This window comes from Burkholderia sp. BCC1640, assembly GCF_902833125.1.
GTDB lineage: Bacteria > Pseudomonadota > Gammaproteobacteria > Burkholderiales > Burkholderiaceae > Burkholderia > Burkholderia diffusa.
Genome location: NZ_CADFEF010000035.1, coordinates 39,759 through 64,799 on the forward strand (window position 1 = coordinate 39,759; position 25,041 = coordinate 64,799).

The window sequence follows — 25,041 nt, forward strand, 5'->3', positions numbered from 1 at the left end:
CGCCCCGCGCTTCAATGCCCGCAGGCGTATGCGTTCAACTTCAACCGAACGGTCGCACGCCGATCAGCGGGCCATGCAGGAACAGCGCGAAGACGGCCCATACGACGAGCCCGGCGACGATCGTCACGGCATCGCCCGACAGCCTGCCGGCCGGATAGCGGACGCCGTCGCGGCGATCGCGCGCGCGCCACACGACGAAATCGACCAGCGACCACACGAAGAATGCGCCGAACAGCACCACCGCATGCAGCGTGCCGTTCGCGAGCAGGTGCGCGACCGCCCACACCATCACGCCGGCCACCATCGGATGGCCGACGAGCGTCTTGATGCGGTTGCGCGGCACGTAGGACGCGGCGATCAGCACGAATGCGATCGCGGTCAGCATGCCGGTGAGATGGCGAACGCCGACGGGCGACACCCACAGCAGCGTCCCGCCCTGGCGCGCGACGCCGTAACCCCAGATGATCAGCACGAAGCCGACGATCGACGCGAGCGCATAAGGGCCCTTCCAGCGTTTCTCGCCGATCCGCTCGATGGTCGCGGATCGCCAGCCGTCCGCGACGATCCGAATCGAATGCACACCGAGGAAGATCGCTAAACCGAGAATCAGGACGAGCATCGGCTATCTCCGTCTGGAACGATGAGTGGGGAATCATTCGCGCGGCTTTCGATGCGCCGTTCGCGAGGCCGGCAGCGGGACCGGCTCGGGTTGCGCCGGGCACGGTCGCAATCGCGCCGATCATAAACGCCGGGGCAGCCGTTGTGAAGCAGGCGAAACATGCGGTGCGTCAAACCCGGCGCTTGCGCGCACCCGCGGTGGATCGAAAGAAAGGAAGAAAGAAAAAGGAAATGCGCCGCCGTACGCCCGGCGCTACGTGCGCTTGCGCGTCGCTTCCGGTTTCGGCACCGGCTTCGACTTCGGCCGCGCCTTGCGCTTCGGCGCCCCCGCCAGCAGCGCCGCGCGATACGCGCCGCGACACCAGTCGAACAGCGCGCCCGCGTCCTCGAGCACGTCGGCCGGCGTTTCGTAATAGCCCTCGAGCGCAACGGTGCGCGTGGGACGCTCATACGAGAACGGCCCCATCCCCGCCGCGACGAACGCGGGGCGGTTCACGTCGTCGACGCGCAAAAACAGCGACCCGCGCGACATGAAGCCGAACATCACGCCGTCGAGCCGCATCGCGGCGCCGCTGAAGAACCGCACGACCTGTACGTTGCCGAGCGGCGCGAGCCGATACGCGATCTCCTCGCCGTGCGCCTTCTCCGATTGCCAGCTCATGCGGGCTCCGTGCAGCGCTGCGTCCACACGTCGAGTTCCACGTCGTCGAAACCGACGGCCGCCGCGCTCTCGCGGATCTGCCGCCACGTCGCACGATCGACCGGAATGCCGTCCGCGCCGCGCGCGGCGCGGCTCGCCTCCTCCGGCTCGCCGGGCATCCGCACCGGCGCATCGCCCGCCTGCGGCGACGCCTTCGCCCATTCGACAAACGCATCGGCTTCGCGCTCCGCGTCGGCCGCGTCGAACGCGTTCGGATCGATCAGCACCGACAGCATCCCGTTGACGATCGCGCTCGTCTTCTGCAGCGTGCTGCCGTAGGTCGTATGCCCGCCGACCAGCGCGCCGCCGAAGATCTCGCACATCGCCGCCAGCGCATAACCCTTGTGCAGTCCGAACGGCAGCAGCGAGCCGAACGGCTGCTCGTGCATGACGGCCGGATCGTCGGTCGGCTGGCCGCGATGATCGATCAGCGACCCGGCCGGAACGCGCTTGCGCTGGTTGTATGCCACCCGCGTCTTGCCGTACGCGATCGCGCTCGTCGCGAAATCGAGCAGCAGCGGCGGCCGGCCCGCGCGCGGATACGCGGCGCAGAACGGATTCGTGCCGAAACGCGGATCGGTGCCGTGCAGCGGCGCGACGAGCAGGTCGCCCGGCACGTTGACGAAATGGAACGACACGAGCCCCGAGCGCGCGCACTGCTCGGCCCAGTGCCCGATGCGGCCGAGGTGATGGACGTCGCGCAGCCCGAGCGCGCAGATGCCCATGCGTCGCGCGCGCTCGATCCCTTCGACCATCGCCTCGAACGCGATCACCTGGCCGAAGCCGCGCCCGCCGTCGATCGTCAGCACCGCGCCGCCGTCGCGGACGATCGACGCGTGCCCGTTCAATTGCAACTGCCCCTCCCGCCACGACGCGACGTAGTTCGGGATCATCCCGATCCCGTGCGAATCGTGACCCGCCAGATTCGCGCCCACCAGATGATCGGCAACGAGCCGCGCCTCGCGCTCGCTGCTGCCAGCCCGCTCCCAAAGTGCCGCGACGAATGCATGCAGCGGTTCGGCGCGCATGCGCAGCGGGTCGGTATCGGAGGTCGGCAGCGCGGTCATCGGCAAGGCTCCGTGAGGTCGGGGTGAATCCGGTTGAATCCGTTCGGGTCGGGCAGCGCGAACGCTCAGCGCGCGGACGCGATCACGTCCGCCACCGCGGCGGTCAGCTTCTTCGCGTACGGCACGTGCAGGAACTCGTTCGGGCCGTGCGCATTCGACTTCGGCCCGAGCACGCCGCACACCATGAACTGCGCGGCCGGGAAGCCGGCCTGCAGCACGTTCATCAGCGGGATCGTGCCGCCGAGGCCCATGTACGCGCAGTCCGCGCCGAAGTGGCGGCGCGACGCGGCGTCGAGCGACGACGCGAGCCACGGCGCGAGATTCGGCGCGCTCCAGCCGGTCGCGGCGCCCGCGTCCGGCTTGAACGTGACCTTCGCGTTGTACGGCGGATCGAGTTCGAGCAGGTCCTTCAGCTGCTGCACGGCCTGTGCGGCGTCGACGAGCGGCGGCAGGCGCAGCGACAGCTTGAACGCGGTGCGCGGACGCAGCACGTTGCCCGCGTCGGCGAGCGCCGGCAGGCCGGCCGCGCCCGTCACCGACAGCGACGGACGCCACGTCGAATTCAGCAGCGCCTCGCGCGGATCGGTCGTGGTCGGCAGCACCGGCTTGCCGTCCGCGCCGCATGCCCACGGCAGCCCCTTCCACACGGCGTCGCCGAGGATCGCGGCGGCCGCGTCGGCTTCGCGCACGCGGCTGTCGGGAATCTCGCAATGAAACACGCCGGGCAGCAGGTTGCCGTTCTTCGCATCTTCCAGGCGCTCGAACAGCTGGCGCATCACGCGGAAGCTCGACGGCGCGATGCCGCCGAAGACGCCGGAGTGAACGCCTTCCTCGAGCACCTCGACCTGCAGGTCGCCGGACACCAGCCCGCGCAGCGACGTCGTGAGCCACATCTGGTCGTAGTTGCCGGCGCCCGAATCGAGGCACACGACGAGCGACACCTGGCCGAGCCGGTCGCGCAGCGCGTCGACGTACGGCAGCAGGTCGTAGCTGCCCGACTCCTCGCAGGTCTCGATCAGGCCGACGCAGCGCGGCCGTTCGACGCCCTGCTCGTCGAGCGCGCCGAGCGCCGCGAGGCTCGCGTAGATCGCGTAGCCGTCGTCCGCGCCGCCGCGGCCGTACAGCTTGCCGTTCTCGAACTTCGGCGTCCACGGGCCGAGGTCCGCGCGCCAGCCGTCGAATTCGGGCTGCTTGTCGAGGTGGCCGTACAGCAGGATCGTGTCGGTGCTGCCCGAGCGTGTCGCGGGCGTTTCGAAGAAGATCACCGGCGTGCGGCCGGGCAAGCGCACGATCTCGAGCTTCAGGCCTTTCACCGGCTGGCGTTCGGCCCACTGCGCGGCATCGGTGACAACCCGCTCGAGATAGCCGCGCTTCGCCCAGTCGGGATCGAACGCGGGGCTCTTGGCGGGGATCGCGATGTAGTCGGTCAGTGCGTGAAGAATTTCATCGTTCCACTTGCGCTCGACGAAGGTAACGAGCTTGTCATGGTCGAGGACGGGGGTAGTGTCGACGGAGGTCATGGTGGGGTGCCTGGATAGGGCTGACGAAAAACCGGATGATACGCCGATGCCCGGCCCCAGGGGCGCTTTCCACGGACGTATTCAGGGCCCGTTCCCGCAGCGGTTCACGCGCGCGCCGAACGCGACTTCGACCGTGAGGCAGCGGCCGTCGGCAATCGCACCGATGCATCGTCATCGGCATCACCATTCGGTAGAAACAATCACTGGCGCCGGCAAGCGCATTTCAAGCGCTCGATAATAACCGACTAATTCAATCAGGGTTTCCCGAGTCATTCAGCCCATGAATTGAATTAACCAGTTCGGCAAAAAATCGATTATCCGTTCAATTTTCGCGATACCGCACCGTCACCCTCGAACATGACCCGGACCGGCCCAGGCCCGCCGCCCGGCCTCATACGCCCTCATCCGTTCGCACCATGACATTTCATCTTCTTCAATGATGATGATCAATATTCAAGATATTAAATTGCATCGTTTACTCTTATTGAAACTCAATTAAGAGATAAGATGCTGTCGTTCAATAAAGCGACGGACCATTCCGGATTCGTCGACCCGGCGCCGGGCCGCGCCACCTCAACTGCATCACGATCATTCAAGGAGCCTCGCATGTCCGATGCCAGCTCGTCTTCCTCCCGTTCCTCCGCCGCGCCAGCCGCGACCGCCGCGCCGAAAATCGGCGTCGTCCCCGCCACGCTGATGGTCGCGGGCAACATGATGGGCTCAGGCGTCTTCATGCTGCCCGCGAACCTCGCCGCCACCGGCGGCATCGCGATCTTCGGCTGGCTGATCACCGTCGTCGGCGCCGTGTCGCTCGCACTGGTGTTCGCGAAGCTCGCGGCGATCGACCCGGCCGCCGGCGGCCCGTATGCGTATGCGCGCAAGTCGTTCGGCCCGTACATCGGCTACCAGACCAACCTGATCTACTGGCTCGCGAACGTGCTCGGCAACGTCGGCCTCGCGGTCGCCGGCCTCGGCTATCTCACGCACTTCTTCCCGATGCTGCGCGACCCGCTGGTATTCGCGCTCGCGCAGATCTTCGTGATCTGGCTGTTCACCTACGCGAACATCCTCGGGCCGAACGTGGTCGGCCGCGTGCAGTCGGTCACGACGATCTTCGCGCTCGTGCCGATCCTCGGGATGGCCGTGTTCGGCTGGTTCTGGTTCAGCAAGGACGTGTACTTCGCCGGCTGGAACGTGTCGGGCGCGAGCAGCTTCGGCGCGATCGGCGCGACGCTGAACTTCACGCTGTGGGCGTTCATCGGCGTCGAGAGCGCGTCGGTGTCGGCCGGTGTCGTCGAAAACCCGTCGCGTAACGTGCCGATCGCGACCGTCGGCGGCGTCGTGCTCGCGGCCGTCTGCTACGTGCTCAGCTCGACCGTGATCATGGGGATGATCCCGAACAAGGCGCTGCTCGCATCGAGCGCGCCGTTCGCGGATGCCGCGCGCCTCGCGCTCGGCGACACCGCCGCGAACGCGGTCGCGATCTGCGCGGCGCTCGGCTGCCTCGGCTCGCTCGCCGGCTGGACGCTGCTGGTCGGCCAGACCGCGAAGGCCGCGGCCGACGACGGTCTGTTCGCCGGCGTGTTCGCCCGCGTCAACTCGAAGAACGTGCCGTCGGCCGGCCTCGCGATCGTCGCGGTCATCATGTCGGTGCAGGTGCTCGCGACGATGTCGCCGAGCGCGAGCGAGCAGTTCGGCAAGATCGCGTCGATCGCCGTGATCATGACGCTCCTGCCGTACATCTACTCGTGCATCGCGATCAAGGTGCTCGGCTACGGCAAGATGCCGTCGCACCAGTTCACCTTCTACACGATCGTCGGCCTGATCGGCGCCGTCTACGCGCTGTGGGCGATGGTCGGCTCCGACGGCCAGCAGACGCGCTGGTCGCTGATCTTCGTGATCGCGACGATCGTGTTCTACGAGCTGTCGATCAACCGTCAGCGCGAAATCGAGGAAACCCATATCCATCCGGGCGGCCGCTCGCCGCGCTGGGTGCGCTACCTCGCGCTCGGCGTCACCATCGTCGCGCTCGTCGCGACCTTCTGGATCTCCGTGGGCCGACACACGGCCGACATCCTTCACGCACGCTCGCCGGCCGCGGGCGTCCAGGCAACCCAGCAAACGGGGGAATAACCCATGACCGCTTCCTTGACCCAACCGGCGTTCCGCCGCCTCGGCATGAAGGCGCTGCTCGTGCAGCACGACATCGACGAACGCACGGCGACCGGACGCGCGGCCACCGCGCTCGTCGAAGAATTGCGCACGCGGCTCGTCGACGTCGTCATCGCGACCTCCGCCGAAGACGCGCGCGCGGTGGTCGACGCCGATCCCGCGATCCAGTGCCTGCTGCTCAACTGGGAGCTCGGCAACGATCCCGCCCATGTGCCCGCACAGGCCGTGCTCGACGCGATGCGCGCGCGCAATGCGACGGTGCCGGTGTTCCTGCTCGCGAGCCGCGCGAGCGCGGCTGCGATTCCCGTCGACGCGATGCGCAAGGCCGACGACTTCATCTGGATGCTGGAAGACACCACCGCGTTCATCGGCGGGCGGATCGTCGCCGCGATCGAACGCTACCGCGAAACCGTGCTGCCGCCGATGTTCCGCGCGCTCGCGCAGTTCTCGCGCGTGTACGAATACTCGTGGCACACGCCGGGCCACACGGGCGGCACCGCGTTCCTGAAATCGCCGGTCGGCCGCGCATACTTCGAATTCTTCGGCGAGGCGCTGTTCCGCTCCGACCTGTCGATCTCGGTCGGCGAACTCGGCTCGCTGCTCGACCACTCCGGCCCGATCGGCGAAAGCGAACGCTACGCGGCGCGCGTGTTCGGCGCGCACCGCACGTATCACGTGACCAACGGCTCGTCGATGTCGAACCGCGTGATCCTGATGGCGAGCGTCACGCGCAACCAGGTCGCGCTGTGCGACCGCAACTGCCACAAGTCGGCCGAGCACGCGATGACGATGTCCGGTGCGATTCCGACTTACCTGATCCCGTCACGCAACCATTACGGGATCATCGGGCCGATCATGCCGGAACGGCTCACGGCCGCCGCCGTGCGCCTCGCGATCGACGCGAACCCGCTGGTGCGCGGGCGCGACGGCATCGATCCGACGCCCGTGCATGCGCTGATCACGAACTCGACGTACGACGGCCTCTGCTACAACGTCGCGCGCGTCGAGGAACTGCTCGGCCAGAGCGTCGACCGATTGCATTTCGACGAAGCATGGTACGGCTATGCGCGCTTCAACCCGATCTACCGCGATCGCCACGCGATGCACGGCGATCCGGCGCAGCACGACGCCAGCAAGCCGACCGTGTTCGCGACGCAGTCGACGCACAAGCTGCTCGCCGCGCTGTCGCAGGCGTCGTTCATCCACGTCCGCGACGGCCGCAACCCGATCGAGCATGCACGCTTCAACGAGGCATACATGATGCATGCGTCGACGTCGCCGAACTACGCGATCATCGCGTCGAACGACGTGAGCGCCGCGATGATGGACGGCCCCGGCGGCGAGGCGCTGACGACCGACGCGATCCGCGAGGCCGTGTCGTTCCGTCGGATGCTCGCGCGGCTGCATGCGGAATGCGAGGAAAACGACGACTGGTTCTTCAACGGCTGGCAGCCGGACACCGTGGTCGACCGCAAGACGGGCCGGCGCGTGCCGTTCCATGAAGCGGACGAAACGCTGCTCGCCACCGATCCGTCGTGCTGGGTGCTGCATCCGGGCGAGACGTGGCACGGCTTCGGCGAGATCGAGGACGACTACTGCATGCTCGATCCGATCAAGGTGTCGATCGTCACGCCGGGCGTCACGCCGGGCGTCGCGCCGCACGGCGGGCTGATGCCGGTCGGCATTCCGGCGTCGGTCGTCACCGCGTATCTGGACCGGCACGGGATCGTCGTCGAGAAGACGACCGACTTCACGATCCTGTTCCTGTTCTCGCTCGGCGTGACGAAGGGCAAGTGGGGCACGCTCGTCAACACGCTGCTCGACTTCAAGCGCGACTACGACGCGAACGCGCCGCTCGAACAGGCGCTGCCGGACCTCGTCGCGCGCTATCCGGACCGCTACGGCAAGCTCGGCCTGCGCGAACTGTGCGACCTGATGTTCAGCGCGATGAGCGACCTGAAGACGACCGAGATGATGTCGCGCGGCTTCTCGACGCTGCCGCAGCCCGACTTCAGCCCGGCCGAGGCGTTCGAACATCTCGTGCACAACGACATCGAGATGCTGGAGCTGTCGGAAATGGAAGGCCGCACCGTCGCGACGGGCGTCGTGCCCTATCCGCCCGGCATTCCGCTGCTGATGCCCGGCGAGAACGCGGGGCCGGCCGACGGCCCGCTGCTCGGCTACCTGAAGGCGCTCGAGCAGTACGACCTGCGCTTCCCCGGCTTCACGCACGACACGCATGGTGTCGAAGTCGAGGACGGCGTGTACCGGATCGCGTGCATCAAGAAAACCGCGCGCGAAACCAGCACGCGCTGAGCATGCGCGCCGCGACGCCGCGCCGGCAGAATGCGGCCGGCGTCGCGATGCGTGACGACTCGCCGGTCATGCCGGCAGCCGGCCGACCCACGCGGCAAGCTGCGCTTCGCCTTCTTCGTCGAGCTTTCCCTTCAGTTCTCCGTACCAAGGTGCGATCGCGTCGGCCGGCTGCGTGGCCTTCAGGATCTCGAAACTGTTCTCGAGGAACGACGCAAAGAACGGAATGCCCCGCATGTAGAGGAAGGTCGAATCGGTGATGCGCACGTGGCCGTATACGTCGCGCACCCACGCGAGATGCGGCAGCGCCTCGCGCAGGTGACCGCTTTGCATCAGCGCGGAAATGAAGTTCACGCGCGCGGCGACGTCGGACTGCTCGTGCGTGTCGTGATTGACCTCGGCGGCCTTCTGCATCCACGCTTCGCCGCGCTCCACTTCGTCGCACATCACCGAGGTCGTCGCGAGCTGCACCGCGTTGTGCGCGCTCGGCTCGCGGTCGAACAGCGCGAGCCAGTACGGAAACGCTTCCCGGTAACGCTTCATCGCCGAGTACGACAACGCGCACAGGCGCGCCGCATCGGTCAGCCGCTCCGCATGCGGCGCGGCGGCCGCGATCGCGGCTTCGTGCCGGCCGGCCTGGAACGCCTTCAGCGCGGACGCAAGCTCGGGCGCGATGTCGGGACCGTTCTGATCATTCGCGCCTTCGGATGCGTCGTTCGCGGACGGCGTGGGCGTCGCCGCTTCATCACGCGGCTTCTTTCCGAACAGCTTTCCCAGCAGGCCCATGGCGATTGTCCTTGTCGTTGTGATGGATGAATGGCGGCTGGTTGCAGCGGCGCAAGAAGCGCGGCGCGCGTGAACCGGATCGCCGCACGGCGACCGCCATCTTACGCGCGCTCGAAGTCAGCAGGAAGTGAACGACGATCGGGCGCCGCCGTGGCGAAGGAAGACGCGACGCTCACGCGTCCGCGGGCCTCACGCCGCGATCCATCCCGCGCCGGTACGCGGCAGGGCTCGTCGCCGCGACGCGCCGGAAATGCCGGCGCAACGACTCCTCGGAACCGAACCCCGCGCGCGCGGCAATCTGCGCGAGCGACAACCCGGGATGCGCTTCGAGCATGTCCTTCGCGACGTTCACGCGCTCGCGGATCAGCCACGCGAGCGGCGACATCCCCGTCGCGTCCGCGAACTGCCGCTGCAGCGTGCGCGTGCTCATCGCCGCCTGCGCGGCCAGCGACGCGAGCGTGTGCGGCTCGGCCGCATGCGCGCGCATCCAGTCGATCAGCTTCGCGAGCCGGTCGCTGCCGCCCGGTGCGACTGGTCGCGGCACGAACTGCGCCTGGCCGCCGTCGCGATGCGGCGGCAGCACGAGGCGCTGCGCGACGCGGTTCGCGATCGCGCCGCCGTGGTCGCGGCGCACGAGATGCAGCAGCATGTCGAGCCCCGCCGCCGAGCCGGCCGACGTGACGATCTGCCCTTCGTCGACGTACAGCGCGTCGGGATTCACGCGCAGCGCCGGATAGCGCGCCTGCAGGCGCTCGGCGTAGCGCCAGTGCGTCGTGACGGTGAGCCCGTCGAGCACGCCGGCCGCCGCGAGCACGAACACGCCCGAGCAGATCGAACAGAGCCGCGCGCCACGGCGATGCGCGGCGCGCAGCTTCTTCAGCAGCGGTTCCGGCGGCGGCTCGTCCGGATCGCGCCAGCCGGGAATCACGATGGTGTCAGCGCGATCGAGCATCGCGAGCCGGTACGGCGCGGCAACCGTGATGCCGCCCGCCGCGCGCACGGGGCCCGGCTCGCTCGCGCAGACCGCGAAGCGATACCAGTCGACGCCGAGTTCCGGGCGTTCGAGCGCGAACAGTTCGACCACGCAGCCGAATTCGAAGGTGCAGAGGCGATCGTAGGCGAGCGCGACGACGAGATGATTGTGCATGGCGCGATGTTACCGGAACTTGTCGATCGCGCCACTGCCGCGATGACCGCCGAACCGCGATACTGCCCTTCATCCCGGCGCATTCCGCGCCGCCCTTCAGGAGCGCCTTTCATGTCTTACGTCACCGACGTCCCCGCCGCCGACAGCGCCGCCGCCCTCGCGCACTTCGAAGCGTCGCTGCGCTTCGAGACCGATTGCTGGGACGTGCACGACGCGCTCGCGTCCGGCGCGCCCGATTTCGTGTTGCTCGACGTCAGGGGTCCGGAGCAGTTTGCCGCCGGCCACGTGCCCGGCGCGCGCAACCTGCCGCACCGCAAGATCGTCGCCGGCAAGCTCGCCGACCATCCGGCCGCCACGCTGTTCGTCGTCTACTGCGCCGGCCCGCACTGCAACGGCGCCGCGCGCGCGGCGATCCGGCTCGCGCGCCTCGGCCGCCCTGTGAAGCTGATGATCGGAGGCGTCACGGGCTGGCTCGACGAAGGTTTCGCGTTGCGCAACGAAGCGCAGCCGCAGGACGTTGCCACGCGCTGATCGTCATTAAAAACGCAACAATCAATTGCCGGCACACAAACGGAAAAAGCGCGACAATCGGCCACATTGCAGTTCGGATGGAGCAGCAACATGGAACACGCAGTCCTGATTCAGGTGGCCGGTTCGGTCGCGGCGATCGCGCTCTATTTTCTTCCGGCCATTGTCGCCGACCGGCGCGCCCGGCACGACAAGCTGACGATCGCAATGTTCAACGCCCTGTTCGCGTGGACGGGCATCGGCTGGCTGATGACGCTCTACTGGGCATGCCAGCCGAACCCGCAAACCGACGTCGCGCAAACTATCCTCGCGAAGCGCCGCGGCATCAGCATGCGGACCTTCTCGGCCGGCCTCGTCGAACGCGTGCAGCGCCGCGTCGCCGCCCAGGAGCAATGGGCCGAGAAGCAAGGTTGCCGCTAGGCCGTCCCGCTGTTCCCCTTACCTCGCCGCTTCGAACTTCGGCATCCTGACGTTGGTCGAGGCCCGGTAGTTCCACACCAGCCTGTCGCGCGGCGCCTCACCGCCCGCGCGCAACCACGCCCCGAACGCCCCCGCCGTCACCGCCCGCGCGATCCGCTCGCCCGGGCAGCCGTGCGGCCCCGTGCCGAACCCGAAGTTCGGCCCCGGCGCGCGGCCCGGCAACAATCGGTTCGGCTCGCGATGCACGGCCGGATCGCGGTTCGCCGCCGCGAGCACGACCAGAATGGCCGCACCGGCATCGACGGTCACGCCTTCGATCGTCGTGCGCGACGCGACGAAGCGGCGCGTGTTCTGCACCGGCGCATCGAAGCGGCCGACCTCGGCGACGAATGCGTCGAGCGTCGCGGCATCCGGCAGCGCGCGTTCGGCGCCGGTTGCGTCCCACGCGACCAGCACATTGCCGAGCCACGCGGCCGTCGCCTCGCACGTCTGCGACAGCAACCCGACGAGATTCGCGACGAGCGCGCCGCTTGCGTGCCAGCCCGCGGCACGGGCCGCCTGCTGAATCGCCGCGACCCATGAGCCGTCCTGCGCACGCGTGCGCGCGACGCGCTCCGTCATCCGGTCGAGCAGCTGCCGCGCGGCCTCACTCGCGCGGGCCAGCGCCGCGTCGTCCGACAGCGGCGACAGCGCGGCGACGAAGTCGACGACCAGCGCAGCGATATCGTCGAGTTGCGCGTCGTCGAAGCCGAGCAGATCGGCAACCGCGCAAACGGGCACCGTCAGGCACCACGCGTTCAGTGCATCGGCGTCATGCGGTGCGCGCAGCCGGCGGCCGCCGGCAAGTTGCTCGGCCCGCTCGCGCAAGGCCTCGACGTCGATCGGCGCGAACGCCGCGCGCAGCGCCTGCTTCGGCACGTCGTGCCGCAATGCGCCGTCGTTCATGCGCACCAGGTCGCCGAACAGCGCGCCCGCCGTCGTCCCGCGCAACGCGGGCGGCACCGGCGCATCGAGCGGCCTGACGCGGCACGCCGGGTGACCGAGCACGGCCGTCACGCTCGCCGCCCGGCTCGCGACCCACAGGCCGAGCGAGGTGTCGAACGCGAGCGGTGGCCCGTCGACGAGCGTCGAGTAGTACGGGTAGGGATCGCGGTGCGTGACCGCGGCAATCGGATTGGTCGGGTTCATGCGTGCAGTATCGGCGCGTCGGGCCGCCGCATGTTTCGGGTTGACGTGAAATGTCGCGGATGTCGCGGTCACGCCCATGCCTGCACCGCGGGCTGCTGCGACGCAGCAGTCGGCCGCCGGCAAGCGGCGTCGTGACGGACGTCGCCTCAGGCTGCCGAACGGTAGCGGTGCGCCTGCATGCGCAGGCGGACGCGCCCGGCGGAAATCGCACGGGGTTCGGGCACCACCGTTTCGTGATGAAACATTTCCTGCCGGAAGTGGCCGCCGTCGTCGAACCACTGGCAGATAAGCCAGTCGGCATCGTCGAACACGACCGGCCCGGCATACGTGACCGTCATGCGCGGCCCGCCGGTTTTCAGCGTCACGACATCGCCGACGCGAAAGCCGTTGCTGTGATTTTCTCGGATTGTCATCGCTCTCTCGATTTTTTATATATTCATTTTCCGGCGGCCCGCTGACAGGTCTTTCGGATACGCGGCAGATTACCAACCCAATAAATAACCGGCAACTCCCGAATACCCCAAAACATCGACCTGAAAATCGCAACGATACGCGGCAGCGGTTCGCGCGGCGGGCTTCTGACACCATATTCGGCGCGGCTTGCGCGCCGAATATGGTCAAACAGCCGGAGTGCGGAGAATAAACGATGAATTTCGCGCCGTCATCGAACTTCAAATCGGCGGCGGTTTCGATTGATTACTGTCAATCGGATTTCGGTTGGAAACGTTCCCACGTTTTATCGGCGCTCATTGTTCGAACCGGACGTGCGAATTGTCCGGCGCCGAAAACCAGCGATTGAGGTCGCGCCCCGGCACCGCCGCCTGCGTGAACGTGAATGTGCCGTCGCGCGCCATTTCCGTCGCGGCGCGCAGGAACGCGCCGAATGCGGCCCGCGCCAGCGCGCCGCCGACGCTCACGCGCTTCACGCCGAGCGCCGCGAGCGCCTCGAGGCTCAGCAACCCGCCCTGCAGCCCCATCACGACGTTAACCGGCGCGCCGACCGCGCGCGTGATCGCCGCGATCTCGTCGGGATCGGTCACGCCCGGTGCGTAGAGCACGTCGGCGCCGGCGTCGCGGTACGCGACGAGCCGCGCGATCGTGTCGGCAAGGTCGGGACGGCCATGCAGATAGTTTTCGCAGCGCGCGGTTAGCGTGAACGGAAACCGCAGCGAGCGCGCCGCGTCGACCGCCGCCGCGATGCGCTCGACCGCCAGGTCGTGCGGGTAGATCGGCGCGTCGGCGCGGCCGGTCGCATCCTCGATCGAGCCGCCCACCGCGCCGGCGTCGGCCGCCAGGCGAATCGTCTCGGCGACCGCGTCGGGCGCGTCGCCGAAGCCGTTCTCGAGATCGGCGCTGACCGGCAGGCCGCCCGCGGCGACGATCTCGGCGATGTGGCCGAGCATTTCGTCGCGGTCGATCGCGTTGTCGGGCCGCCCCCTCGAAAAGGCGAAGCCGGCGCTCGTGGTGGCAAGCGCTTCGAAGCCGGCCATCGCGAGCAGCCGGGCGGAACCGGCATCCCACGGGTTCGGGATGATGAAGGCCCCGGGGCGCGTGTGCAGCGCGCGGAAGGTTTCGGCCAGGCGGAACTGCACGTTGGAATCGGACATTGCGGTCTCCTCGGAATGGAGACGTCAGCATACGCGCGCGCGATACCGCGACGGTTCAGGGCGCGGTGAAATATATATGCGGATGCCGGGGCCGCGCGCGCGGCGCGGTGTGCCGCCAGTCACGCCGCCGTGCGGCTACACGACGTAAGCGCCCTTCGCATGCAGTTCCGCTTCCGTGCGCTCGAGCGCCGCGATCGCATCGCTGCCTTCCATCGCCAGCAGCTGCGCGACCAGCGCCTCGGCCATCGCATGCGCGGCGACCAGCGACGGAAAGAACGACGGGCTGTCGTGCGTGAAGATCAGCTGCGCGTCCGCATGCAGCGCGATCGGCGACACCGCGCTGTCCGTAATCGCGACGATCTTGCTGCCCTGCGCCTTCGCCGCCTGCGCGACACGCGTCGCTTCCGCGGAATACGGCGCGAAACTGATGATCACCGTCACGCTCTGCTTCGCGATCGTGCGCAGCTCCATTTCGAGCGAGCCGGCGACGCCGTTGAGCAACGACACGGTCGGCCGGAACAGCCGATAGCCGTATACGAATCCGAACGCGACCGGATAGCAGGACCGAAATCCCGCGACGTGCACGTGCGACGCCTTGCGAATCAGTTTCGCGGCGTCGGCGAGCGCGTGCGCATTCTGCGCGGCGGTGGCGGCGAGATTGTGCTGCTGTGCGGCGAGCAGGTCGTGCGCGAGCGACGCCTTCGCGTCGGGCCGCACGAGCGAACGCGCACGCTGCGTGAGCGGCTCGGGACGCGCGCGCACGCGCGCGACGCACAGGTCGCGCAGCTCGTTCCAGCCGGGGAAACCGAATTGCTGCGCGAGCCGCACGAGCGACGCGGGTTGAACCTGCGCGCGCTGCGCGACCTTGCGCATCGACGAGGTGGCAACCTCGTCGGGATGATCGAGCAGAAATGCAGCGCCCGCCTGGAATTGCGGGCTCAGTTCGGAAAATTGCGCCCGGATCCGGGACGCGAGTTCATCGAAATTGGCAGCCATCTTGGTGAGAACGGGAACCGGTCGTCCATGGTATCACCGGCCCCGTCCGCACCGGTGCACCGGTCAGCGCAACACTTCGACGTGATCGGCGTCGACCTTCACCTTGCCCGACCACTTGCGCTCGAACTCGCCGGTCAGCTTCACTTCGCTCTTGTCGCTGACGGGCTGGCCGGCCGCCCACAGCTTTTTGTCGATCTCGACGCGGATCGTGCCGGTTGCATCGGCGAACTCGTAGTCCTCGCCGCCGGTGTGCTTGACGATGCGCCCCTGCAGTTGCACGTGCTGATCGTCCTTGCCGTTCGCGAGCAGTTCCTTCACGGTCGTCGTGGTCAGCGTGGACGGCCCCGTGTATTCCGCGTAGACGGCGGCGGGCAGCACGGCGAGCGCGATCGCCAGGATTCTCGTCAGGTGTTTCATGATCTCGTTCCTCCATTTTTTCGAGTGCGCCGCGCTCCCGTTGAACGCGACGGCCCCGAGATTACGGAGCGTAAGATTAAGCAAACCTGAAGGCCGTCGGCCGCGGCATGCCGTCGCGGCCTTTCGGTGCGCGAACGCACGGAGGCGCCCGTGTTTAAGCTCGGCCTAAGACACCTGCGCTTATCATGGGAACCCCGGGCGCCACGCCCGCCAACTGACACGAATCCATGCGCGTACTGCTCGTCGAGGACGATCCGCTGATCGGCAGCGGGCTCGAACAGGGCCTCAAACAGGAAGGCTTCGCGGTCGACTGGGTCAAGGACGGCGACGCCGCGACGCTCGCGCTGCGCTCCACCAGCTACGGCCTGCTGCTGCTCGACCTCGGGCTGCCGAACCGCGACGGCCTGTCGGTGCTCGCGTCGCTGCGCCGCCGCGACGAAACCCTGCCGGCGATCATCATCACCGCGCGCGACGGCGTGCCGGACCGCATCGCCGGCCTCGACAGCGGCGCCGACGACTACCTCGTCAAGCCGTTCGTGCTCGAGGAACTGCTCGCGCGCATTCGCGCGGTCAACCGCCGCCACGCGGGGCGCGCACAGACGACGCTCGCGATCGGCCCGCTGCGGCTCGATCCCGTCAAGCACCTGGTCTGGCTCAACGACGACGAAGTCACGCTGTCGCCGAAGGAATTCGTGCTGCTGCACGAACTGATGCGCGACCCCGGCGCGGTGATTTCGCGCGAACAGTTCGAGGAACGGCTGTACAGCTGGGGCGAGGAAATCGAAAGCAACGCGGTGCAGGTGCACATCCACAACCTGCGCAAGAAACTCGGCCACGACATGATCCGCACGGTGCGCGGCGTCGGCTACCGGATCGGTGACGGCGCATGACGCATCTGCAACACGCGATCGCGCGCTGGCGCAGCGCATCGCTGCGGCGGCGCCTGTTGATGTGGCTGCTGCCGGCCGCGTGCGTGATCGGGCTGGTCGCGAGCGCGGGCACCTACTGGGGCGCGCTGCGCGAGCTCGACGATCTCCTCGACGACCAGATGCGCAGCATGTCGAAGCAAATCGTCGTCGGCCCGAACGGCGAACTGTCGTTCCGCAATCACGGCGACGGCAAGCACGATTTCGAGGCCAGCGATCCCGACGCCGTGCTGCTGCAGGTCTGGCGCAACGGCACGCTGGTCTATTCGACCGATCGCAAATCCGAGCTGCCGCCGCCCGCGCAGACGGGCATCGGGAGCGTCGACGTCGGCGGCCAGCCGTGGCGCACCTACGTGACCGAACGCGGCGGCACGACGATCCGGCTCGCACAGGCGCGCCATGCGCGCTGGGAAGCGATCGCGGGCATCGCGGTGCACCTGCTGTGGCCGGTGTTCTCGATGCTGCCGGTGCTCGCGATCGGGCTGTGGTTCGGCATCGGCGCGGGGCTTCGGCCGCTGCGCACGATCGCATCCGGCCTGAAGCGCAGGAATGCGAACAATCTCGAACCGGTCGACATCGCGTCGATGCCGAACGAAGTCCGCCCGCTCGCCGAAGCGATCAATGATCTGCTCGCGCGGCTCGACCGCTCATTCACGCTGCAGCGGCACTTCATCGCCGATGCCGCGCACGAGTTGCGCACGCCGATCATGGGGCTGTCGATCCAGTCGCAGTTGCTGCGGCGCGCGTCGACGGCCGACGAACGCGAGCAGATCCTCGCGCAGATCCAGGCCGGCACGACGCGCCTCGGCCACCTCGCCGAACAGCTGCTGACGCTCGCGCGCCTCGAACCCGACGCGCAGGCGTCCGCCGCGGCATCCGCGCCCGTCGATCTCGCCGCGCTGTGCCGCTCGGTGGTCGCCGACCGCACGCGCGTCGCGGATGCGCACCATATCGACCTCGGCGCGATCGTGTCGTCGCCGGTGATGGCCGCGGGCAACATGGACACGTTGCGCGTGCTGCTGAACAACCTCGTCGACAACGCGATCCGCTACGCGGGCGACGGTGCGCGCGTCGACGTGTCCGCGCGCCTCGACGGCGCGACGCCCGTGCTCGAAGTCGCCGACGACGGCCCCGGTATTCCGGAAGCCGAACGCACGGACGTATGGGAGCGCTTCTATCGCGGCGAAGGCGCGCAGGCGGCCACGTCGTCGGGCAGCGGGCTCGGCCTGTCGATCGTCAAGCGGATCGCCGAACAGCATCGCGCGACGGTCGCGCTCGGCACGACGCAAGGCGGGCGCGGGCTGACCGTGACGGTGCGTTTTCCCGTTCCGGCCTGACACTCGCCTGACGGCCGGCTTTTCCACAGATTGTGTTGGCAAGCTTGTGGACAACCGGCCGCTAACGACGGCAAGCAATTGATCCGAAAGGGTTTGGCGGTCGTGCGCAGCGAATGCGCCAGGCCGCGCCGGACAGGCGCACGTCTCGACGCGACATCGCGTAGCGATCCCCTCTCCCGCCACGCCGGCTCGTCCGCCCGTCCGTGGCAATCCACGACCACATTGACAACCAGTTACCAATTGCGTAAATTAGTTGTCAATTTATCGCGCATCCCGACCATGACGAAATCCACCAAGTTGACTTCCGTCGCGCTGTCCGTCTTCCGGCTGAACGGCCTGTTGATCGAATGGGGCAATACCTTTGCCGCGCCGCACGGCCTGACCAGCGCGCGCTGGCAGGTGCTGGGCGCCATCTCGATGGCGCCGGAAGCCCCGAACATCCCGCAGATCGCCGACACCATGGGCATCACGCGGCAGGCCGTCCTGAAACAGATCAACGTGCTCGTGGAAGAAGGACTGGTGCAACCGCTGCCGAATCCGACGCACAAGCGCTCTCCGTTGTACACGCTGACCCCGCGCGGTGCCGCGGCCTACCAGGCGGTGGTCGGGCAATGGCAGCAGCATGTCCGCGACATCTCGGGCCAATTCAGTTCGGCCGATCTCGATGCGGCGATGCGCGTGCTGTCGACGATGTCCGGCGCTCATGCGCCGAACGGGCAGGCGTGATCGCGCCATCGCCCCAATTACTTGCAGGAGTGCCCCATGCCTCATTTCAAGCCGATGGACCCGGCCTTTCCGATCCAGCAACAGCTCTGCATCGACGCGCAACCCGTCGTCCTCGTCAACGTCTTCACGCTGGATCCGGCCGACGAAGCGGATTTCCTGGCCGTGTGGAAGGACGACGCCGAGTTCATGAAACGGCAGCCCGGATTCATTTCGACCCAGCTTCATCGCGCGCTCGGCGACAGTCCGACCTACTTCAACTACGCGATCTGGGAATCGACCGACGCGTTTCGCGCGGCCTTCACGCACCCGGAGTTCGTCGCGAAACTGTCGGCTTATCCGTCGTCCGCCGTCGCGAGCCCGCACCTGTTCCAGAAAGTCGCCGTGGCAGGCGTGTGTACCGCGTGAGCCGACACACGGGCCGGCGCAGCGCGATCGCCACGCGGACTTCTCCACAGAAAATGTTGGCAAGCTTGTGGATATCCTGCGCACCGCGATGCTAAGCCCTTGATCCGACGGACTTTGGCACGCGTGATGCAGACGCGGCGCGCGCCGCGCCGTCAGACGCGCCGGTTCGCCGCACTTCGCATCACGATGCCACGTCGATGTGCGTTCCGATGTGCGTTCGATACGCGACGCGATCGTCACGCCACTTACCCACAGATTTTGTTGGCAAGCTTGTGGATATCCTGCGCACGCATCGCCTAACCCGTTGATCGGCCAACGATTCATGCGCCGCGCCACCGCTGCGGCAGCGCGCGGTCCGCTCACGCGCGCAATCGGACGATCCGGCGCAACGGCGGCACCCCGAACGCAGCTTGACGTTCATGCACACGACGCGTCAGGATCACACGAGCCGCACGCGGCCGCGCATCGCGCGACTGCACGCGCGGCGCCACGTGCGGGCCGTTCGGCCCGCATCGGACAACGACACATCATCCGAGGAAGACCATGGAACACTTCACCGCAGGACAGTTGATCGTCTCGCTCGTGCTCGTCGCGATCGTCGTCTATCCGTATGTCCGGATCGTTCGGCGTACCGGGCATTCAGGCTGGTGGATCCTGACGATGTTCATCCCGGTCCTGAACTTCATCATGTTGTGGGTGTTCGCGTTCGCGCGCTGGCCGTCGGTCGACGATCGGCATGGCTGAACATCGAGCGGGCTTGTCCACAGATTGTGTTGGCAAGCTTGTGGACAGCCTGCGCATACCACGCACAAGCGCTTGATCCGAAAGACTTTGTCCATGCCGCTTCGAATCGTGCAGGCAGGCCCGCGGCATACCGACGCCGCGCCCGCCGCGCGGTGAACGCGACCGCTCGCGGGCTTGTCCACAATTTTTGTTGGCAAGGATGTGGATATCCTGAGCATGCGTGACCTAAGTCGTTGATCGCACAACGTTTCGACCTGCCGGTCACGACCGCGGCACGACGTGCCTCCATCGCTTCGTCCATCCGTCGATGAACGCACGCCGCGCCGCCCGCTCAGGCGAACGTCGCGACCGCGATACGCGCGGCGGCGGCGATCACGTCGTCCTTCGCCTTCGCATCGGCACGCGCCTGCGTGTAGTACACGACGAGCACGATCGGCGCGCGCGACGGCGGCCAGATCACTCCTGCATCGTTCGTCGTCCCGTAGTCGCCGGTGCCGGTCTTGTCGGCCACCTGCCACCCGGCCGGCACGCCCGCGCGAATCCGCTTGTCGCCGACCTTGTTGCCGCGCAGCCACGCGACGAGCTGCGCACGCTGCGCCGGCGGAAGCGCGTCGCCGAGCGTAAGCACGCGCATGCTCGCGGCCATCGCGGCGGGCGTCGTCGTGTCGCGCGGGTCGCCCGGCAATGCGGTGTTCAATTCGGTCTCCCAGCGATCGAGCCGGAACGCGTCGTCGCCGATCGAGCGTGCATATGCGGTCACCGCCTCCGGCCCGCCGATCAGCTTCATCGCCAGGTTCGCGGCCGAGTTGTCGCTGTACTGGATCGCCGCCTCGCACAACTCGGCGACGGTCATCCCGGTGCCGACGTGCTTGCCCGACACCGGCGAGTAGTTCATGAGATCGGACTGCGCGATCGTCACGCGCTGCTGCAGCAGCCCCGGGTGCTCGACGCTCTGCGCGAGCACCGCCGCGCTCAGCATCGCCTTGAACGTGCTGCAGAACGGGAAGCGCTCGTCCGCGCGATGCAGCGCGTGCAGGCCGCTCGCGGTGTCGATCGCGCACACGCCGAGCCGGCCGCCCGCCGCGTGCTCGAGCGCGGCAAACGACGTCGCGGACGAAACGTCCCGCCCCGCGGCCGGCGGCGACGCGCACGCGGCGACGGTCAGGACGAGCGGCGCCGTCGCGGCGGCCAGCAACAGGGTTCGACGTTGCGATGAGTAGGTCATGTCGTGTCTCTCGTGGTGGAATGAATGCGGAACGGCCGGCCGCCGAGACAGCACTATCGTGACTTTACGGTTGCCTGACAAGCAACGATAATTGAGCGCTGCCACAAGAAATTCTTATGACCAAGCTCCGCCCTCATCTTCCGCTGAATGCATTGCGCGCGTTCGAATCGTCGGCGCGCCACCTGAACTTCACGCGCGCCGGCCTCGAGCTGAGCGTGACCCAGGCCGCCGTAAGCCAGCAGGTGCGTTCGCTCGAGGAGCGGCTCGGCTGCGCGCTGTTCACCCGGCTGCCGCGCGGCCTCGGGCTTACCGACGAAGGGCGCGCGCTGCTGCCGGTGCTCAGCGACGCATTCAGCCGGATCGAGACCGTGCTCAAGCAGTTCGAGGGCGGGCGCTTCCACGAGGTGCTGACGCTCGGCGCGGTCGGCACCTTTGCCCTAGGCTGGCTAATGCCACGGTTGAAGCGCTTCGGCGACACGCACCCGTTCGTCGAGCTGCGGCTGCGTACCAACAACAACGTCGTCGACCTCGCGGCCGAGGGCCTCGATTTCGCGATCCGCTTCGGGGAAGGCAACTGGCCGGCGACGCGCAACGAGCGGCTGCTCGATGCACCGCTCACCGCGCTGTGCGCGCCGGAGATCGCGCGGCGTCTCGCACGGCCGGCCGATCTCGCGAACGAAACGCTGCTGCGCTCGTACCGCACCGACGAATGGCTCGGCTGGTTCGACGCCGCGCAGCTCGAACCGTGGGCGGTGAACGGGCCCGTGTTCGATTCGTCGCGGCTGATGGTCGAGGCCGCGATGCAGGGCGCGGGCATCGCGCTCGCGCCGGCCTGCATGTTCGCGCGCGAACTGCAGCTCGGCCAGCTCGCGCGGCCGCTCGACATCGACGTGCGCGCGGGCGGCTACTGGCTCACGTCGCTGAAGTCGAAGCCGCTCACGCCGGCGATGACGCTGTTTCGCGACTGGATCGTTGCGGAAGCGGCCGACGCGGCGCCGGTCGAATGATGGCGCCCTGCTTGTCCACAGATTGTGTTGGCAAGGGTGTGGATATCCTGGGTACCCGGGGCCTAACCCGTTGATCGCGCACGAATTACCGCGCCGATGCACGCAGCGGGCAGCCCGTGCGCAAAGGCGCGAGCCTGCCGGCCGCCGCGCGCCGGATCCTCAACCATCAGGAAGCAATCACGTCAGACTTATCCACAGATTTTGTTGGCAAGCCTGTGGATATTCCACCAATGTGACGCGTAACATCCTGATACAAAAGGGGATTCAGTAGATCGGGGCAGGCAGGTCAATGACGCGGCATCGTTTGCGGCCTCAAGGCCTGCACCACGCAGCCGGTTTTGGGGGCCGGACGGTTCTCCACAGATTGTGTTGGCAAGCTTGTGGATATCCTGCGCACCGGCGGGCTAACTCGTTGAGCGCACGGGGTTTTGTGCGCGCCGCGCAGGATTGGGCAGCACCGGCGCGGGCCGTGCGGCCGACGCCCGCGCTGCCGGTTCATCAATGCCGGTCAAGCCCGCCGCGCAAATCACGCGCCTTGTCGCGCAGCGCCTCGTATCCGGAGCGCGCATGTTCGGGCAGGTCGGGATCGCCGATCAGCGCGCCGAGCGTTTCGATCAGGCTGAACAGGATGCCCTTCGCCGCGCCAGCCGCGATGCTCTGCGACTCGATCGACTTGTGCAGGTGGTCGACCGCCGCTTCCAGATTCTCGAGCTTGTGCTCGCCGTCGTCGGGCCGATTGTCGGTCGTCATCGTAGGTGCCTCCGCCATCGTTCAAGGGTCATGTCACGATTCTATGCCGCTGCGCGCGGACGTGGCGCGACATCGCGCAACGTCCGTGCAGGCCGCTGCACGACTACAGCACCGCGACCACCTTCACCCGCCCCGGCTGCGCCGCCGCCGCGACCACCTGGCCATCGACGCGCCGGAACGTCAGCGATACGGTTTCGTCGCCGACCCGCAGTTCGTCGATGCGCAGCCAGTCGACGCCTTCGGGCAGCGCCGGGCGTTCGACGCGCACTTCGTGGCGCGCCGCGTCCACGCTCACGCCGAGACAGGCCTGCAGCATCATGAACGGCGCACCGGCCGCCCACGCCTGCGGCAGGCACGCGACCGGATAGGCCGTCGGCGGCTCGCCGCGCCGGCGCGGGAACCCGCAGAACAGCTCCGGCAGCCGCATCTCGAAGCTGACCGCGGCTTCGAACAGCGCGCGCAGCAGGTTCACCGCGGCCGTCTTGTCGCCGTAGCGCGCAAGCCCGCGCGCGATCAGCGCATTGTCGTGCGGCCACACCGAGCCGTTGTGATAGGCCATCGGATTGAAGCGCGGCTGGCCGGCCGCGAGCGTGCGAATGCCCCAGCCCGTCTGGAACAGCGTCGAGCCGAGCACGCCGGCGACCGCCGCGCCGCGCTCGGCGTCGGGCAGCCCGAACGCGAGCAGATGGCCCGCATTCGACGCCAGCACGCGGCACAGGTCGCCGTGACCGTCGAGCGCGATCCCGTAGAACTCGCCCTCCGGCATCCAGAACAGCGCGTCGACCTGGTCGCGCAGCGCCTTCGCGCGCAACGCGTAGCGCGTCGAGTCGGCCGCGTGGCCGCGCCGGTGCGAGCACATCGACATCGCATCGAGCGCCGCGCACGCATACGCCTGCACTTCGACCAGCGCGATCGGGCCGTCGGGGAAGCGCCCGTCCGCGTGGAACACCGAATCGTGGCTGTCCTTCCAGCCCTGGTTTGCGAGGCCGCGCTCCGACGTGCGCTGGTAATCGAGCAGCCCGTACGGATTGCGGTCGCACTTGTCGATCACCCACTGCGCGGCGCGCTCGAGCGCGGGCCACAGCTCGTCGATCAGCGCGTCGTCGCCGGTGTGTTCGACGTACGCGCCCGCGAGCACGATGAACAGCGGGGTCGTGTCGACGCCGCCGTAATACAGCGCGAACGGCACCTCGCCCGTCGCGGCCATCTCGCTGCGGCGGAACTCGTGCATGATCTTGCCGGGCTCCGCGTCGCGGAACGCGGACGTCTCGCGCGCCTGGTGCTCCGCGAGAAAGCGCAGCACGCCGCGCGCGAGCGACGGCTGCAGCCACAGCATCTGCAGCGACGTGATCACCGCGTCGCGGCCGAACGGCGTCGAGAACCACGGAATGCCCGCATACGGATACGGCCCGGTGTCGAGCTGCGTCGTGAGCAGCCCGAGATCCGCGAGCGACCGGTCGAGCCATGCGTCGAACAGCGGATTGCCGGTGTTCACGCGCGCCATCGACTCGCGCCGCGAACGCATTTCGCGATGCACGCCGACGAGCGCGGTGCGCAGCGCGACGCGGCCGCATCCCGGGCCTTCCCCGTCGTGCGCGGGGCCGAGCGTCGCGTCGACGGTCAGGTAGATCGACACGCACGCCTGCGCGGCGATCGTCAGCGTGTAATCGGCGCGATCGACCGACAGCGCGTCGGGCGCCGGCGAAAAATGCACGGTCACGTTGCGCTCGACCTTGTCGAGGCCGTCGTAACGCAGCCGCACCGCCCCGGCGTCGACGCGTGGCGCGACCACCGTGCCGCGCTTCGGGCGCGGCGTGCCGCGCACTTCGAACATGTCCTTGAAATCGGCCGCGAACGACAGCGACAGCGGCACCTCGGCCTCGCTCGCGCCGTAGTTCGTCAGCGTCAGCGCTTCGTACAGCACGTCGCCCGCGAGCACGCGCATCCGTTCGATGTGAATCACGCCCTCGGGCGTCTCGCGGCCGCCGAGCGGCGGCAGCGGGCGGTTCGTCAGGTGCGCGGTGAACGACGCGTTGTCCGCGCTCGTCGCGCCCGACAGCAGCGACGGCGCGCGGCCGCCGAAGGTCAGGCGCCATGTCGACAGCACGCGCATGTCGTCGACGAACAGGCCGTCGTCATGGCCGCCGATGTCGCCGAGCGCGTCGCTGACCACGAACGCGTCACCGGATTTCAATACGTACTGGTTGTTGCGTGCGAGTGCCTGCGGATCGGCTTCGGGGGCGATGAACGCGGCGCCCGTCGCCTGGGTCGGGGGAACCGGCGCGACTTGCGGCGCCTGCGTCGTGGTGGCTTCGGCGTGATTCGGCATCGATGCTCCTGTGTCGAGGCGCAACGCGCGGTGCGCGTCGCGTGTTTCGCACAGGATAGGCCAGAACGGGGAGTGCGCGCAGCGACGAAAAAGACGCGACCCCCGCGGCGTTG

Annotated in this window: 24 protein-coding genes; 10 read left to right on the forward strand and 14 right to left on the reverse strand. The window is 68.0% G+C overall.

Features of this window, described 5'->3' with window-relative positions; genetic code table 11:
* Positions 1–40: 40 nt before the first annotated feature.
* The 4 genes from HWX25_RS28570 to HWX25_RS28585 form a co-directional block, all read right to left on the reverse strand.
* Positions 41–619 (reverse strand): NnrU family protein, encoded by a 579-nt coding sequence (locus tag HWX25_RS28570; RefSeq protein ID WP_059819452.1) that lies wholly within the window; start codon positions 617–619, stop codon positions 41–43.
* Positions 620–871: 252 nt separating this feature from the next.
* The gene (locus HWX25_RS28575) at positions 872–1,279 is read right to left on the reverse strand and encodes a TfoX/Sxy family protein (RefSeq protein WP_175911797.1); all 408 of its coding nucleotides are present in this window, start codon (positions 1,277–1,279) and stop codon (positions 872–874) included.
* Positions 1,276–2,385 carry a malate/lactate/ureidoglycolate dehydrogenase gene (locus tag HWX25_RS28580; RefSeq protein ID WP_175911799.1) on the reverse strand — a complete coding sequence of 370 codons (1,110 nt, stop codon included), beginning with the start codon at positions 2,383–2,385 and terminating at the stop codon, positions 1,276–1,278. The genes HWX25_RS28575 and HWX25_RS28580 overlap by 4 nt, the downstream gene beginning before the upstream one ends.
* Before the next feature lie 65 nt (positions 2,386–2,450).
* On the reverse strand, positions 2,451–3,905 hold the full coding sequence (locus HWX25_RS28585) for a M20 family metallopeptidase (RefSeq protein WP_175911801.1): 1,455 nt from the start codon (positions 3,903–3,905) through the stop codon (positions 2,451–2,453).
* Between the two features lie 606 nt (positions 3,906–4,511).
* On the opposite strand from HWX25_RS28585, the gene adiC reads away from it, so the two are divergent.
* Both adiC and HWX25_RS28595 read left to right on the forward strand, forming a co-directional pair.
* On the forward strand, positions 4,512–6,038 hold the full coding sequence (adiC, locus tag HWX25_RS28590; RefSeq protein WP_175911803.1) for an arginine/agmatine antiporter: 1,527 nt from the start codon (positions 4,512–4,514) through the stop codon (positions 6,036–6,038).
* Positions 6,039–6,041: 3 nt separating this feature from the next.
* Complete coding sequence (locus HWX25_RS28595) at positions 6,042–8,393, forward strand: Orn/Lys/Arg decarboxylase N-terminal domain-containing protein (RefSeq protein WP_175911805.1); 2,352 nt, start codon at positions 6,042–6,044, stop codon at positions 8,391–8,393.
* 66 nt (positions 8,394–8,459) lie between these two features.
* Here HWX25_RS28595 and HWX25_RS28600 read toward each other — a convergent pair whose 3' ends face one another.
* Together HWX25_RS28600 and ftrA are read right to left on the reverse strand one after the other, a co-directional pair.
* The gene (locus HWX25_RS28600) at positions 8,460–9,176 is read right to left on the reverse strand and encodes a hypothetical protein (protein WP_175911807.1); all 717 of its coding nucleotides are present in this window, start codon (positions 9,174–9,176) and stop codon (positions 8,460–8,462) included.
* A gap of 172 nt (positions 9,177–9,348) precedes the next feature.
* Positions 9,349–10,323: a transcriptional regulator FtrA gene (gene ftrA / locus HWX25_RS28605; protein WP_059819458.1), complete on the reverse strand. Its 975-nt coding sequence runs from the start codon at positions 10,321–10,323 to the stop codon at positions 9,349–9,351.
* Between the two features lie 111 nt (positions 10,324–10,434).
* Between ftrA and HWX25_RS28610 the strand changes: the two genes are divergently transcribed.
* Both HWX25_RS28610 and HWX25_RS28615 read left to right on the forward strand, forming a co-directional pair.
* A complete protein-coding gene (locus HWX25_RS28610) occupies positions 10,435–10,854 on the forward strand; it encodes a rhodanese-like domain-containing protein (RefSeq protein WP_175911808.1) in 420 nt (139 codons plus the stop codon).
* 90 nt (positions 10,855–10,944) lie between these two features.
* Complete coding sequence (locus tag HWX25_RS28615) at positions 10,945–11,271, forward strand: superinfection immunity protein (RefSeq protein WP_059819460.1); 327 nt, start codon at positions 10,945–10,947, stop codon at positions 11,269–11,271.
* Positions 11,272–11,289: 18 nt separating this feature from the next.
* Here HWX25_RS28615 and HWX25_RS28620 read toward each other — a convergent pair whose 3' ends face one another.
* The 5 genes from HWX25_RS28620 to HWX25_RS28640 form a co-directional block, all read right to left on the reverse strand.
* Entirely contained in the window at positions 11,290–12,459 is a 1,170-nt protein-coding gene (locus HWX25_RS28620; RefSeq protein WP_175911809.1) for a cytochrome P450, read from the reverse strand.
* 146 nt (positions 12,460–12,605) lie between these two features.
* A complete protein-coding gene (locus tag HWX25_RS28625; RefSeq protein WP_059819461.1) occupies positions 12,606–12,872 on the reverse strand; it encodes a YodC family protein in 267 nt (88 codons plus the stop codon).
* 333 nt (positions 12,873–13,205) lie between these two features.
* Positions 13,206–14,066, reverse strand: coding sequence for an isocitrate lyase/phosphoenolpyruvate mutase family protein (locus HWX25_RS28630; RefSeq protein ID WP_175911810.1), 861 nt, complete (start codon positions 14,064–14,066; stop codon positions 13,206–13,208).
* Positions 14,067–14,201: 135 nt separating this feature from the next.
* A complete protein-coding gene (locus HWX25_RS28635) occupies positions 14,202–15,062 on the reverse strand; it encodes a MurR/RpiR family transcriptional regulator (RefSeq protein WP_175911811.1) in 861 nt (286 codons plus the stop codon).
* A gap of 63 nt (positions 15,063–15,125) precedes the next feature.
* Positions 15,126–15,479 (reverse strand): NirD/YgiW/YdeI family stress tolerance protein, encoded by a 354-nt coding sequence (locus HWX25_RS28640; RefSeq protein WP_059526909.1) that lies wholly within the window; start codon positions 15,477–15,479, stop codon positions 15,126–15,128.
* A gap of 227 nt (positions 15,480–15,706) precedes the next feature.
* Between HWX25_RS28640 and HWX25_RS28645 the strand changes: the two genes are divergently transcribed.
* From HWX25_RS28645 to HWX25_RS28665, 5 genes are all read left to right on the forward strand, one after another.
* Positions 15,707–16,369 (forward strand): response regulator, encoded by a 663-nt coding sequence (locus HWX25_RS28645; protein ID WP_059699147.1) that lies wholly within the window; start codon positions 15,707–15,709, stop codon positions 16,367–16,369.
* The gene (locus HWX25_RS28650; RefSeq protein WP_175911812.1) at positions 16,366–17,742 is read left to right on the forward strand and encodes an ATP-binding protein; all 1,377 of its coding nucleotides are present in this window, start codon (positions 16,366–16,368) and stop codon (positions 17,740–17,742) included. Before HWX25_RS28645 ends, HWX25_RS28650 begins: the two co-directional genes overlap by 4 nt.
* 279 nt (positions 17,743–18,021) lie before the next feature.
* Positions 18,022–18,468, forward strand: coding sequence for a MarR family winged helix-turn-helix transcriptional regulator (locus HWX25_RS28655; RefSeq protein ID WP_175911825.1), 447 nt, complete (start codon positions 18,022–18,024; stop codon positions 18,466–18,468).
* Positions 18,469–18,504: 36 nt separating this feature from the next.
* Positions 18,505–18,873, forward strand: coding sequence for an antibiotic biosynthesis monooxygenase family protein (locus HWX25_RS28660; RefSeq protein WP_175911813.1), 369 nt, complete (start codon positions 18,505–18,507; stop codon positions 18,871–18,873).
* Between the two features lie 543 nt (positions 18,874–19,416).
* Complete coding sequence (locus tag HWX25_RS28665) at positions 19,417–19,617, forward strand: hypothetical protein (RefSeq protein WP_059526917.1); 201 nt, start codon at positions 19,417–19,419, stop codon at positions 19,615–19,617.
* A 331-nt stretch (positions 19,618–19,948) separates the two neighbouring features.
* On the opposite strand, the gene blaPEN-bcc is transcribed toward HWX25_RS28665, so the two are convergent.
* The gene (blaPEN-bcc, locus tag HWX25_RS28670; RefSeq protein ID WP_175911815.1) at positions 19,949–20,842 is read right to left on the reverse strand and encodes a PEN family class A beta-lactamase, Bcc-type; all 894 of its coding nucleotides are present in this window, start codon (positions 20,840–20,842) and stop codon (positions 19,949–19,951) included.
* A 116-nt stretch (positions 20,843–20,958) separates the two neighbouring features.
* Between blaPEN-bcc and penR the strand changes: the two genes are divergently transcribed.
* Entirely contained in the window at positions 20,959–21,849 is an 891-nt protein-coding gene (gene penR / locus HWX25_RS28675) for a beta-lactamase transcriptional regulator PenR (protein ID WP_059692105.1), read from the forward strand.
* A gap of 498 nt (positions 21,850–22,347) precedes the next feature.
* Here penR and HWX25_RS28680 read toward each other — a convergent pair whose 3' ends face one another.
* Both HWX25_RS28680 and HWX25_RS28685 read right to left on the reverse strand, forming a co-directional pair.
* Positions 22,348–22,599, reverse strand: coding sequence for a hypothetical protein (locus HWX25_RS28680; RefSeq protein ID WP_059527240.1), 252 nt, complete (start codon positions 22,597–22,599; stop codon positions 22,348–22,350).
* A gap of 103 nt (positions 22,600–22,702) precedes the next feature.
* On the reverse strand, positions 22,703–24,928 hold the full coding sequence (locus HWX25_RS28685; RefSeq protein ID WP_059692193.1) for an amylo-alpha-1,6-glucosidase: 2,226 nt from the start codon (positions 24,926–24,928) through the stop codon (positions 22,703–22,705).
* Positions 24,929–25,041: the final 113 nt, after the last annotated feature.

What these genes read in the sequence shown, in the direction of transcription:
- HWX25_RS28570 (WP_059819452.1), bottom strand. Translation starts at nt 619, where the DNA reads ATGCTCGTCCTGATTCTCGGTTTAGCGATCTTCCTCGGTGTGCATTCG.
- HWX25_RS28575 (WP_175911797.1), bottom strand. Translation starts at nt 1,279, where the DNA reads ATGAGCTGGCAATCGGAGAAGGCGCACGGCGAGGAGATCGCGTATCGG.
- HWX25_RS28580 (WP_175911799.1), bottom strand. Translation starts at nt 2,385, where the DNA reads ATGACCGCGCTGCCGACCTCCGATACCGACCCGCTGCGCATGCGCGCC.
- HWX25_RS28585 (WP_175911801.1), bottom strand. Translation starts at nt 3,905, where the DNA reads ATGACCTCCGTCGACACTACCCCCGTCCTCGACCATGACAAGCTCGTT.
- adiC (WP_175911803.1), top strand. Translation starts at nt 4,512, where the DNA reads ATGTCCGATGCCAGCTCGTCTTCCTCCCGTTCCTCCGCCGCGCCAGCC.
- HWX25_RS28595 (WP_175911805.1), top strand. Translation starts at nt 6,042, where the DNA reads ATGACCGCTTCCTTGACCCAACCGGCGTTCCGCCGCCTCGGCATGAAG.
- HWX25_RS28600 (WP_175911807.1), bottom strand. Translation starts at nt 9,176, where the DNA reads ATGGGCCTGCTGGGAAAGCTGTTCGGAAAGAAGCCGCGTGATGAAGCG.
- ftrA (WP_059819458.1), bottom strand. Translation starts at nt 10,323, where the DNA reads ATGCACAATCATCTCGTCGTCGCGCTCGCCTACGATCGCCTCTGCACC.
- HWX25_RS28610 (WP_175911808.1), top strand. Translation starts at nt 10,435, where the DNA reads ATGTCTTACGTCACCGACGTCCCCGCCGCCGACAGCGCCGCCGCCCTC.
- HWX25_RS28615 (WP_059819460.1), top strand. Translation starts at nt 10,945, where the DNA reads ATGGAACACGCAGTCCTGATTCAGGTGGCCGGTTCGGTCGCGGCGATC.
- HWX25_RS28620 (WP_175911809.1), bottom strand. Translation starts at nt 12,459, where the DNA reads ATGAACCCGACCAATCCGATTGCCGCGGTCACGCACCGCGATCCCTAC.
- HWX25_RS28625 (WP_059819461.1), bottom strand. Translation starts at nt 12,872, where the DNA reads ATGACAATCCGAGAAAATCACAGCAACGGCTTTCGCGTCGGCGATGTC.
- HWX25_RS28630 (WP_175911810.1), bottom strand. Translation starts at nt 14,066, where the DNA reads ATGTCCGATTCCAACGTGCAGTTCCGCCTGGCCGAAACCTTCCGCGCG.
- HWX25_RS28635 (WP_175911811.1), bottom strand. Translation starts at nt 15,062, where the DNA reads ATGGCTGCCAATTTCGATGAACTCGCGTCCCGGATCCGGGCGCAATTT.
- HWX25_RS28640 (WP_059526909.1), bottom strand. Translation starts at nt 15,479, where the DNA reads ATGAAACACCTGACGAGAATCCTGGCGATCGCGCTCGCCGTGCTGCCC.
- HWX25_RS28645 (WP_059699147.1), top strand. Translation starts at nt 15,707, where the DNA reads ATGCGCGTACTGCTCGTCGAGGACGATCCGCTGATCGGCAGCGGGCTC.
- HWX25_RS28650 (WP_175911812.1), top strand. Translation starts at nt 16,366, where the DNA reads ATGACGCATCTGCAACACGCGATCGCGCGCTGGCGCAGCGCATCGCTG.
- HWX25_RS28655 (WP_175911825.1), top strand. Translation starts at nt 18,022, where the DNA reads ATGACGAAATCCACCAAGTTGACTTCCGTCGCGCTGTCCGTCTTCCGG.
- HWX25_RS28660 (WP_175911813.1), top strand. Translation starts at nt 18,505, where the DNA reads ATGCCTCATTTCAAGCCGATGGACCCGGCCTTTCCGATCCAGCAACAG.
- HWX25_RS28665 (WP_059526917.1), top strand. Translation starts at nt 19,417, where the DNA reads ATGGAACACTTCACCGCAGGACAGTTGATCGTCTCGCTCGTGCTCGTC.
- blaPEN-bcc (WP_175911815.1), bottom strand. Translation starts at nt 20,842, where the DNA reads ATGACCTACTCATCGCAACGTCGAACCCTGTTGCTGGCCGCCGCGACG.
- penR (WP_059692105.1), top strand. Translation starts at nt 20,959, where the DNA reads ATGACCAAGCTCCGCCCTCATCTTCCGCTGAATGCATTGCGCGCGTTC.
- HWX25_RS28680 (WP_059527240.1), bottom strand. Translation starts at nt 22,599, where the DNA reads ATGACGACCGACAATCGGCCCGACGACGGCGAGCACAAGCTCGAGAAT.
- HWX25_RS28685 (WP_059692193.1), bottom strand. Translation starts at nt 24,928, where the DNA reads ATGCCGAATCACGCCGAAGCCACCACGACGCAGGCGCCGCAAGTCGCG.